The sequence below is a fragment of the Sulfuriferula multivorans genome (assembly GCF_003851125.1).
Classification (GTDB): Bacteria; Pseudomonadota; Gammaproteobacteria; order Burkholderiales; family Sulfuriferulaceae; genus Sulfuriferula; species Sulfuriferula multivorans.
Window position 1 is genome coordinate 215,088 of sequence record NZ_BGOW01000001.1, and the last position, 8,918, is coordinate 224,005.

General features: G+C 56.5%; 9 protein-coding genes and 1 tRNA gene. 2 read left to right on the plus strand and 8 right to left on the minus strand.

Annotated features, from left to right (window positions below; all coding sequences use genetic code 11):
* The first annotated feature begins 2 nt into the window (after positions 1 to 2).
* Complete coding sequence (locus tag EI185_RS01075) at positions 3 to 2,030, plus strand: solute symporter family protein (protein ID WP_124703252.1); 2,028 nt, start codon at positions 3 to 5, stop codon at positions 2,028 to 2,030.
* Between the two features lie 123 nt (positions 2,031 to 2,153).
* Positions 2,154 to 2,229: transfer RNA gene (locus EI185_RS01080), tRNA-Phe, on the plus strand.
* Between the two features lie 116 nt (positions 2,230 to 2,345).
* On the opposite strand, the gene EI185_RS01085 is transcribed toward EI185_RS01080, so the two are convergent.
* From EI185_RS01085 to EI185_RS18500, 8 genes are all read right to left on the minus strand, one after another.
* Positions 2,346 to 3,221, minus strand: a complete 876-nt coding sequence (locus EI185_RS01085) for a hypothetical protein (protein WP_124703253.1) — start codon at positions 3,219 to 3,221, stop codon at positions 2,346 to 2,348.
* Positions 3,222 to 3,476: 255 nt separating this feature from the next.
* A complete protein-coding gene (locus EI185_RS01090) occupies positions 3,477 to 5,030 on the minus strand; it encodes a hypothetical protein (protein ID WP_124703254.1) in 1,554 nt (517 codons plus the stop codon).
* Positions 5,031 to 5,054: 24 nt separating this feature from the next.
* The gene (locus EI185_RS01095) at positions 5,055 to 6,155 is read right to left on the minus strand and encodes a phage baseplate assembly protein (RefSeq protein ID WP_124703255.1); all 1,101 of its coding nucleotides are present in this window, start codon (positions 6,153 to 6,155) and stop codon (positions 5,055 to 5,057) included.
* A gap of 152 nt (positions 6,156 to 6,307) precedes the next feature.
* Positions 6,308 to 7,231, minus strand: coding sequence for an AAA family ATPase (locus tag EI185_RS01100; RefSeq protein WP_124703256.1), 924 nt, complete (start codon positions 7,229 to 7,231; stop codon positions 6,308 to 6,310).
* Positions 7,228 to 7,611 carry a hypothetical protein gene (locus tag EI185_RS01105; RefSeq protein WP_124703257.1) on the minus strand — a complete coding sequence of 128 codons (384 nt, stop codon included), beginning with the start codon at positions 7,609 to 7,611 and terminating at the stop codon, positions 7,228 to 7,230. The genes EI185_RS01100 and EI185_RS01105 overlap by 4 nt, the downstream gene beginning before the upstream one ends.
* Positions 7,608 to 8,252, minus strand: coding sequence for an LvrA C-terminal domain-related protein (locus tag EI185_RS01110; protein ID WP_124703258.1), 645 nt, complete (start codon positions 8,250 to 8,252; stop codon positions 7,608 to 7,610). Before EI185_RS01110 ends, EI185_RS01105 begins: the two co-directional genes overlap by 4 nt.
* Positions 8,253 to 8,274: 22 nt before the next feature.
* Positions 8,275 to 8,463 carry a hypothetical protein gene (locus tag EI185_RS01115; protein ID WP_124703259.1) on the minus strand — a complete coding sequence of 63 codons (189 nt, stop codon included), beginning with the start codon at positions 8,461 to 8,463 and terminating at the stop codon, positions 8,275 to 8,277.
* Positions 8,460 to 8,684 (minus strand): helix-turn-helix domain-containing protein, encoded by a 225-nt coding sequence (locus EI185_RS18500; RefSeq protein WP_124703260.1) that lies wholly within the window; start codon positions 8,682 to 8,684, stop codon positions 8,460 to 8,462. The genes EI185_RS01115 and EI185_RS18500 overlap by 4 nt, the downstream gene beginning before the upstream one ends.
* Between the last annotated feature and the right edge of the window lie 234 nt (positions 8,685 to 8,918).

The following is an 8,918-nucleotide window of genomic DNA, read 5'->3' on the forward strand; positions in this document are numbered from 1 at the left end:
CCATGCGAATTCTTCATAATCGGCCCCAATGGCTGGGATTCATCCTGCTTAGCATTTTCAGCAATGCTGCATTTTCTGCAGAAGGCGCCGTCGCCGCTGAATACAAATGGATAACCTTCGCGGTCTTCGGCGGCATCATCGCGCTTACCATGGCCATTACCTACTGGGCCGCCAAACGCACCCATACCACCGCCGAGTTTTATGCGGCCAACCGTTCCATTTCCGGCTTTCAGAACGGCTGGGCAATCGCCGGTGATTACTTGTCTGCAGCCTCTTTTTTGGGCATTGCGGGGTTGATCTCCCTGTATGGCTACGATGGCTTCATGTATTCCGTGGGGTTTCTGGTGGCCTACATCACCGTGCTATTGGTGATTGCCGAACCCTGCCGCAATATCGGCAAGTACACCCTGGGCGACATCCTGGCATTCCGCAATGAACCCAAAAAATCCAAGGCCATTGCCGCCCTCAGCACCATTACCGTATCCATTTTCTACCTGACTGCACAAATGGTAGGGGGCGGAATATTGGTCAAAACCCTGATCGGCATCAATTATGAAGTGTCGGTTATCGCGGTGGGCTTACTGATGCTGGCCTACGTGGTGTTTGGCGGCATGGTCGCCACGACTTGGGTGCAGATCGTCAAAGCCGTGCTGCTGGTGATCGCATCCATCGTGCTGGTGGTACTGGTGTGGACGCCGTACGGTTTCAGCCTGCCGGGTTTCCTGGACGGCGTAGTGAATAATGAGGGCGTGCAGAAGCAGGTCGCCAAACTGCTGGGTTCCGCGGCGTCCAATATGACCCCGGCAGAACTGGGGCAGCGCTTCCTGGAGCCCGGTCTGTTCCTGAAGAGTCCGATTGACCAGATATCGCTGGGGTTGGCGCTGGTGCTGGGTACTGCCGGCCTGCCGCATATCCTGATGCGCTTTTTCACGGTGCCGAATGCCAAGGAAGCACGTAAATCGGTAATGTGGGCCATGGTCATCATCGGCGGTTTCTATGTGCTGACCTTGTTCCTGGGTCTGGGCGCGGCAATTAACGTGGGGCCTGCCAACATCGCCGGACTGGATAAGGGCGGCAATATGGCCGCACCTATCCTGGCCCAGTACCTGGGTGGCGGTGCAGATTCCATGCTCGGCAATTTCTTCCTTGCCTTTGTGGCGGCTGTCGCTTTCGCTACCATCGTTGCGGTCGTGGCGGGCCTGGTACTCGCTTCCGCTTCTGCGATGGCTCACGATATCTACGTGGGTGTCATCCGCGGCGACCATGCGACGCCAGGTGAACAGATGAAAGCGGCGCGCATTGCGTCGGTAATCGTGGGTATTGTCGCCATCATCATCGGCATCGCCGCCAAGGGCCAGAACATCGCGCACCTGGTAGGCATGGCCTTCGCCGTGGCTGCCTCAAGCAACCTGCCGGCGGTGCTCCTCACCCTGCACTGGAAACGCTGCAATACGGGCGGTATCATCCTGGGCATGCTGGCGGGAGCGATTTCGGCGATTGCCCTGGTCATGGTTTCGCCCAACATGACCTACCCCAAAGACGTGGTGAAAGCCGCCAACAAGGTGTTGCAGGGCGAGCCCGCCGTAGAAGCCAAACCAGCCGTGCCAGCACAGCATGGAGATGGTTTCGTGTGCGAGTTGTTTGCCGTGTGTAAAAAGGCTGAGCCTGCCAAACCGGAAACCTTGGCCAAACCAGCCACACCAGGAGCCGTGGAAAAACTGGCAACACTCAACACCAAACTGGCCAGCATGACCGACCCTGCGGAAATTGCCAAAACCAGAATCGAAATCGATAAGCTGGATTTGTCTGTTAAGAAAGCCCAGGAGGACCTGAAACAGTATGAGGGAAAGACCACCAGCCTCGTCGGCCTGGAAAAGCCCTTCTTCCTGCTCAAGAACCCCGGGTTGATATCCATCCCGCTGGGTTTCCTGATGGTCATTCTGGGTTCGTTGCTGTATCGCGACCCGCATGCGGCGGAAATGTGGGATGAACTATATGTGCGCCAGAACACCGGCATACACGCTCACTAAAACGCAGAATATAAACCCGCTACACCAGCCGCTGGCTCAGCTTGAGTCAGCGGCTTTTTTACGCCCAAGTTCCGGAAAAAACTTGACGGAATAGCTCGCTCAGGGTCTAATGGCGGGCTTCACGGCCAGGTAGCTCAGTTGGTAGAGCAGCGGATTGAAAATCCGCGTGTCGGCAGTTCGATTCTGCCCCTGGCCACCAGACAAAACAAAGGCTTGCAAGGTTTATGGCCCGCAAGCCTTTTGCTTTTATATCTCCATGTAGGCGCTGTGTAGGTTTTGCAGGTACCAGACCAAAGCCCGGCACCGGCAAGTTGGTTACGCTGCCAAGTCGCCGCCAAACACCGCTTCCATGTTCAACTCCTGGCCTGCACCCTGCGGCCGGTGCGCTTGAATCGACGCGACCTTCTTGCTACTTATACCGGCGCCATGTGTAATGTAACCACTGCCTGTGGCCTTCTGGGAAGTTTGATATGGCTGATGTTTGCCAAGGCGTTGATTGGCTTCCGCGATCGGTTTCAGGGCCTCGAAGATGGCAAGAGCTGCAGGATCGTCCCGCCAGGTCGTAGCCAGGGATTTAGCGACACCATCGAAAATCAGCCTGTCACCATCTACGAATGGAGTTTGAAAATCTAGAACGTTGGGGATGCGAACCTCTGCCAGCGCCATGCCCAAGTCCCGATGAGGCAATGTGCGCATTAAGGCGTGCGCTTTGGCAAGGACGGCCAGGAGAGGCTGGGCGGCATCAGCAATTTCCTGCGCGATGGCGCGCACGGCATTTTCGCGTAGGGCTGCAGTTTCGGAAATCAGCCATTCGCGGGCCTGTCTGACTTCTAAGTCGACGGTTGAGGATTTCTCCTTTAGGGCGTTGCCGACACGCTGCAGGCGGTCAAGGGTACGGTGTTTTTCCTCAGCCAACACGCCGGCTGCGACGGCGGCATCTTCCATGCGCTTGGCCTCGGCAACATCATCAATCAGGCACATCGCGGCTTCCGCATGGGCCTGTGCGTCAGCGGCCTGCTCAAACTCAGCCTTGGCGGTTTCCATGTCTTTGGCGTTCTTGGCGATGGCGTCAGAGATCTTCGGGCCAGCGGCCAGCGCAGCATCAGCGGCGACGATGGCGTCCATTACTTGAGAGGGAATTGCCAGAGTGTCGAGAATGCTGGCGTTCGTTGCTTGGGGTTTCTTACTCATGGTAGTTCTCCTGTGTGCCATTAATGGCGGTTTGTGCGGCAACTGCCGCGGTGATTTCATTCGGGTGCTGTGCGTTACCTGTTACCCGTTACCTGAATTTTAAATTTCATATCTAGCCGAAGAGCGCGGTGCGCAATGTCCCGCGCTGCAGAACCCCCAGGAAGGACCCGCGATTTCCCCATGGTCATGACCGCCCAGGATGCGCGCAGGAGGCATTGCGCGGGCGCCGTGGCGCTTTGGGTATGATCCTATGGCTCACGAATCATCTCCATTTGGCATTGGGTAGAAGACACGAGGCGTGGGCACATTGGTGCCGCTGCCATCGCTGCGTGCCGTGGCAGTCACGCCGTGGGTGTTACCCTTGACCATCACCTCGACCGTTACCTTCTGCGCGGCTGCCTCGATCTGGTCTTTACTGTAGGGGTTCTTGCCGTTTTCGTGCCTGATGATGGCCGACAGTAACGGTGCCAGAGATTTGGGGTTGCTCAAGTCCGGAATGTCCGAGGGTGACATGCCAGAATTTTTTGCCACGCTGGCAGCCCATGCGGCTTCGGTACCGACCGGATTCCCCGGCGCGCCGTCGGGTGTGTATTTGTGCGCCATCTGCGCGATGCTCATGCCGCGGTAGTTCTTGATCAGGTTGCGCGTGCCGGCAAGAATGCCTGCGTCCGCCGACGGAAAAGTCAGTTCCTTGCCACGAGGCTGCAAGTTGAACGGATTGTTGCTGCGGATGCCGAGCGGGTCGCGAGGCTTGCCGTTTGCGCCGGGGATGCTTGATTTGAACCTGATTTTTCCGGATGCTGTGCGGCCCGATGAGTCTGATCCATACAGGTAATCGATGATGCCGATGCCCGGTATCATTTTCGACAGGGGGTGTTTTTCAGATTCCTTCGCCACATCAGAAAGCATGGGCTTCGATGCCTCCTTCAACGTAGATCCATCTCGAATCTTCTGTATCAAAGTAGTTGTGTTGTCGATGGCCTTCGTCAGAGACGGGGAATATCTTTGAGAGAGGGAGTTTGATACCCCGTCGATCTCAACCTTCAGGCTATTCCACGAGTCGCCAAGCTGCTTATTGGCGGCAGCCGCTTTCTCATTGTCTGCACCAGCCTTTTTAACCTTGTCAAGATATTTCTGGATGCCTTTGCGGCCCTCTTGCAGCAGGGGCAGGATGGACCCCAGTCCGAACAGATCGGCCATTTCGGCTTGCGCGTTTGGATCCTTGAGCTTGCTGATGTAGTCGGCTATGTCGCCCAGAGCGCGCGTGGTATCGACGGCACCAGCCTTGGTGCGAGGGATCTTGTCCATGCCCATCGTGCGCAGTATCGCCCGTTTCACTTTTGCATCGCCACGGCCGTAATCGACATCCTGCAACGTCGATCCAAGCCCAACCAGGGCGGATTGCATATCGGTGGCGGAAAGTCCGGCGGCGGTAGCAGCAGCGCGGTATTGCTGGAGTGTGCCCACCGCGATACCGGTGCGACGCGATGCGTATTCGATGGCGATGCCGGACTTTCCCCAAGCATCCGCCAGGGCAGCAATGCCGCCAATGGATGCTGCGCCGCCTACTAATGTGCCGAACGGAGAAGCTACCTTGGCGATGGATTCCGCCGCACCCAGCGCGCTTTTACCGATCTTCTCGGTGAACTGGATAATGGAGTTGCGCTTTACTTCCTTGCCCATCGAGGTGATGGACTTGCTGATCAGGGAAATAGGCCTGGTGATCTCGGCCGTCGAGCGGTTGATCTTGCGGACGATAGCCGTGGCCTTATCCACCGCATGGATTGTAATTGTGAATTTATTTGACACGGCTTGATCCTTTCAACGGTTGGGTCATGACGGTTTTACAGGCAGCAAATCGAGCGGCACCGGGATAAAATCCGGCTTCGGTGTAAATGCAGAAGGCGGCATCAGCACCAGATCAGCCGACGTTCCCAGGTTGTCGCGGAAGTAGGTCACCTCGGAGATGAGCAACATCTTGTTATGCAGCTTCATGCCCGGCAGATCGACCGGTGCCAGGGTGTTCGTCTCCCACAACGTGCCCGCTGCATCGCGCCATGAATCGCACTTGAGGGTCAATACTTCCGAGCGTCCGTAGCGGCGCGCTGATTCCCAGTCGCCACGCTGCTTGCCGATTTCTATGCCGGCTGCGCTGGCATTTGAGAGTATGTTTTTTAATCGGTGCCTGATGACGCTGGGGTCCTTCGAAGTGGTCACCAGATTTCCGCTATCGCCAAGATCACCGAATTGCCAGAAGCTGTTCAGGATCACCTGGTAATCCGAGAACCGCTGATCCATCGCAAAGGACATGGTTGCGCGCTGGACGTTGACGCCTTCCTTGAATCCACTCGACATCTTCCCAGACCCGGCTTGCGACAGAATCAAATCACCATCCACCGAGTCATATGCCAGCAGGGTCATGTAACGGCATATCTCCTCGATAATCTCGTAGGGTGTCTCGATGAAATTGATATTGATCTGAGGGATAATGGTGGTGCTGCCCTTGCCAGCATAATCATGCACGACGAGTTCCGGGGTGAGCTGCTTGACCTTGATTCCGTAAGGCGCGGCGAGCTTTGTGGCGATTTCCTTGACGGTGGCGTTGACGATCTGCCCATTCGGATACTCGGCGGAGCAGTCCACCAGGTCCGCACACTTGCTGCGTCCGGTGACGGTGATGGAATGCTGATTGGGGGTGTAGGTCGGGATGAACCGGTCCACGTACCCGGTCAGCACCGTATCGGCGCCAAGCTTGACCGTCACCGCATCGCCGGACTGCATCACATCGAAGTAACTTTGCGCCTCGCCTGGGTAGCGCTCGGTCATTTCAACGGAGAAATCCGACGGGAAGCGCTCAATGCCGCGCGTCACGCGGATGGTCTCCCAGCCGGAAATCACGGCGCCGTTTATGATCAGGGATAGGTCGTCGGTCATAATTTTTCCTTCATCTCAAAGCCCGGCCTTTGCCGTGGTGGTTGTTTGTCGAAAAGTGGCTCGTATCGTGAGCCAATCGATCGCTTCAAGGCGGAAGAAGCACCCCTGCGATTGCCGGTGTTTTTCAGCCACTACCGGCTTGGCCGCGCCCATCAGAATGGCACTCCGAAATCAAGCACAACCTCGCGGCTATGCGCACGGTATTGAAAACTTGCCCGGTCGAACCAGAGTGCGATCGTGCCCTCCCATTCACCATTTCTTTGTTTGTCAACCAGGATGAGCTGGTCCGGCTGATCCAGAATTTCCTTGGACTGGTTCGATTCCGGCTTGCGCAATTCCGCCTCTTTGCGCTTGTTGCGCCACACGTTGAAAATGTTGTCCACCTGGTCGGTGATCTCAGAGGCCCCTTTCACGTCCATCTTGCCCGGCGGCTTGGTTTCGTCATCTCCTTTGCGGGAGTGAGCAACCAGGTGGATGTGCATTCCGGTATCCCGTGCAAACGCGGTCAATTCGTCGATGAAGTCTTTTTGCCGGTTGTAGTCATCTCCGCGAATGCCGCACTTCATCAGGCTGTCAATTACGAAATGGGTGATGCCAAGCTCGGCATGGCAGTAGGCCAGCACGCCGCGCACGCGGTCGGGAGTGACGGTGCCCTGCTGGTCGTACATCCACAGCTTGCCGTCCGTCCAGTTCCCGAAGCCGTTGATGAAGCGGGTGGATGGCTCTTCGCATCCGGCCGCCTGGCGACACATGCGCGCCAGGGTGCGGACTGGCTTCATTTCGAATGAGGCGATGCAGACCTTCTCGCCCTGCTGCATCAGGCTCAGGTCAACGAAGCCCTGTAGCAGGGATTTACCGTGCCCGTTGATGCCGTGCCATATCGACACCTCACCGGGGCGCAAGCGCACGTTGCTGAACGTTTTTGACCAGGGCAGCGTCGGTGTTACGTCCACGGTTTCGATGTTGAACAGGTCGATAATTGAGCTGGTGTATTCGCTGGCAGACTTGACGTGTGCGGAGTGCTCGGACTTGTTCAGATAGGCGTCGAAGTCGATGGTATCCGGGATGATTTTCATGCTGCTGCTCCCCATACGATTTCCAGATCCGCTTCGTCCCATTCGCGGAACTGGCGCTCGTCACCGTCCAGCAGCGTGATGCCTTCGTGCGTTTCCACGTTGGTTGCGCCAAGGTACGCAGGGCGGGCTTGCAGGACGGCATCGGCCAGCACGATAAGCCGTTCGGCGTCGGTCTCGGGCGTTACCAGCAGGAGCACTTCCAGCCCAACGAGGTAACGCAATTCTAGGTCTGCCAGGGGCATACCGGCAGGCACGATCAGCACCGGGTTACCTTCCCACTTTGGTGCGAAGTCCACGCCGATCACGACCATCTCGGCAGGACGCTGGCGCTTGCGACGTAGCTCCATGATCTGCTGGGCGTTGAGCGGGTAAGTCTTCATATCGCCCCCTCGAACGGGTTGCCGGCGCCTGGTGATCCCGTGCCGTAATCATCGTTCCAGCGTTCGTCTCTCAGGAACCGTTCGGGGTCACGGATGAAACCCGGCTTGCAGACGGTTTTGTATTCGCTCAGTCCTGCCAAGATCGAGTCAGCCAGAGAGTCGAGTTTTTTCGACTTCCAGATTTCCTGGGTTTTCTTCTTGCCGGCTTTCTTCGGATAAGCAGACCAGAATTCCTCAAATCGAGAATTTCCCCTCTCTAAGGTTTTAATCTTCTCTTCTTTGCCCGTTACCGAATCGGTAACCCCCATGCGTGTTCCCCAATCGGTAACCCCCCCCGTTACCGATTGGGGAACCGTTACCGATTGGGGAACCGTTACCGATTGGGGAACCGTTATCATGTACCGGGTTGCCTTGCTGAAACCTCCGCGGCCATCCTTGGTGAGCCATCCCAATGCCTCCAGAGCAGAGGTTGCCTCGGATATTTTGCATGGGGCCATGCCACCGCACCGCTTGGAGATTTCTTCGCGACGTGCCCACACGAGAAAGTCATCTTTGCTTTTGCGCCATGAGCACAGCGCACCCAGGACGCGCAGCTGCTCGAGCGATAGGCGTCTGTCGCTAAAGGCTTCGGTTGGGACCATGGAGAAGGCTGGATCGGCCACGTTAAAAACCGACATTCCGCGCGATTTTGATCATCGCCGCTTGGTAATCGGCGCTGCTGGCGTTTGGATTTCGAGCAATCCAGTCGCGCTTGAGGCTTTCGTAGAGCGCATCTTTGCTGCCGAAATGACGACTCTTTGTGGCCGTGCGCACGGAGCGTTGGTGATAGGCTTTTTTTACCACCACGATCAACGCCCCACCGCCTCGCCTGATGCCAGGGATTGAAGGTCACGGACCGGCCATGCGAGTCGTCTATAAATTCGGATTGGGCGGATCGGCCCGACCCCGAATGCGGCCCATTTTCTAAGGGTTTGGGGTTTGCGATTCAGGTATCGCGCTGCTTCGTCGGTCGAAAGGGTATCTCTACCTTCCGCAATGAGATCCAGAGCTGATGTGATTTTGGCGCTGTTCATAGTGCGTCATTCCTTTCGGATTGCGGTAGCGCTGGTGTGCGCGGCATCGCAATGACGCAATAATCAACATAAGACACTCACGATACATCACCAAAATCATCTAGTGTTTTAGGTGTTGCTTAAATATTTTTTTAGCAAATCTAGACAGTGTCGTCACGTGATATGTTAAAATAGTTTTTTACATAAACTGCGGTGGACGCGAATGGCTGATGCCTATCAACGACATGACATCTC

Coding starts and splice junctions, on each gene's coding strand:
- EI185_RS01085 (WP_124703253.1), bottom strand. CDS start 3,221: ATGAGTAAGAAACCCCAAGCAACGAACGCCAGCATTCTCGACACTCTG.
- EI185_RS01105 (WP_124703257.1), bottom strand. CDS start 7,611: ATGAAGACTTACCCGCTCAACGCCCAGCAGATCATGGAGCTACGTCGC.
- EI185_RS01110 (WP_124703258.1), bottom strand. CDS start 8,252: ATGGTCCCAACCGAAGCCTTTAGCGACAGACGCCTATCGCTCGAGCAG.
- EI185_RS01100 (WP_124703256.1), bottom strand. CDS start 7,231: ATGAAAATCATCCCGGATACCATCGACTTCGACGCCTATCTGAACAAG.
- EI185_RS18500 (WP_124703260.1), bottom strand. CDS start 8,684: ATGAACAGCGCCAAAATCACATCAGCTCTGGATCTCATTGCGGAAGGT.
- EI185_RS01095 (WP_124703255.1), bottom strand. CDS start 6,155: ATGACCGACGACCTATCCCTGATCATAAACGGCGCCGTGATTTCCGGC.
- EI185_RS01075 (WP_124703252.1), top strand. CDS start 3: ATGCGAATTCTTCATAATCGGCCCCAATGGCTGGGATTCATCCTGCTT.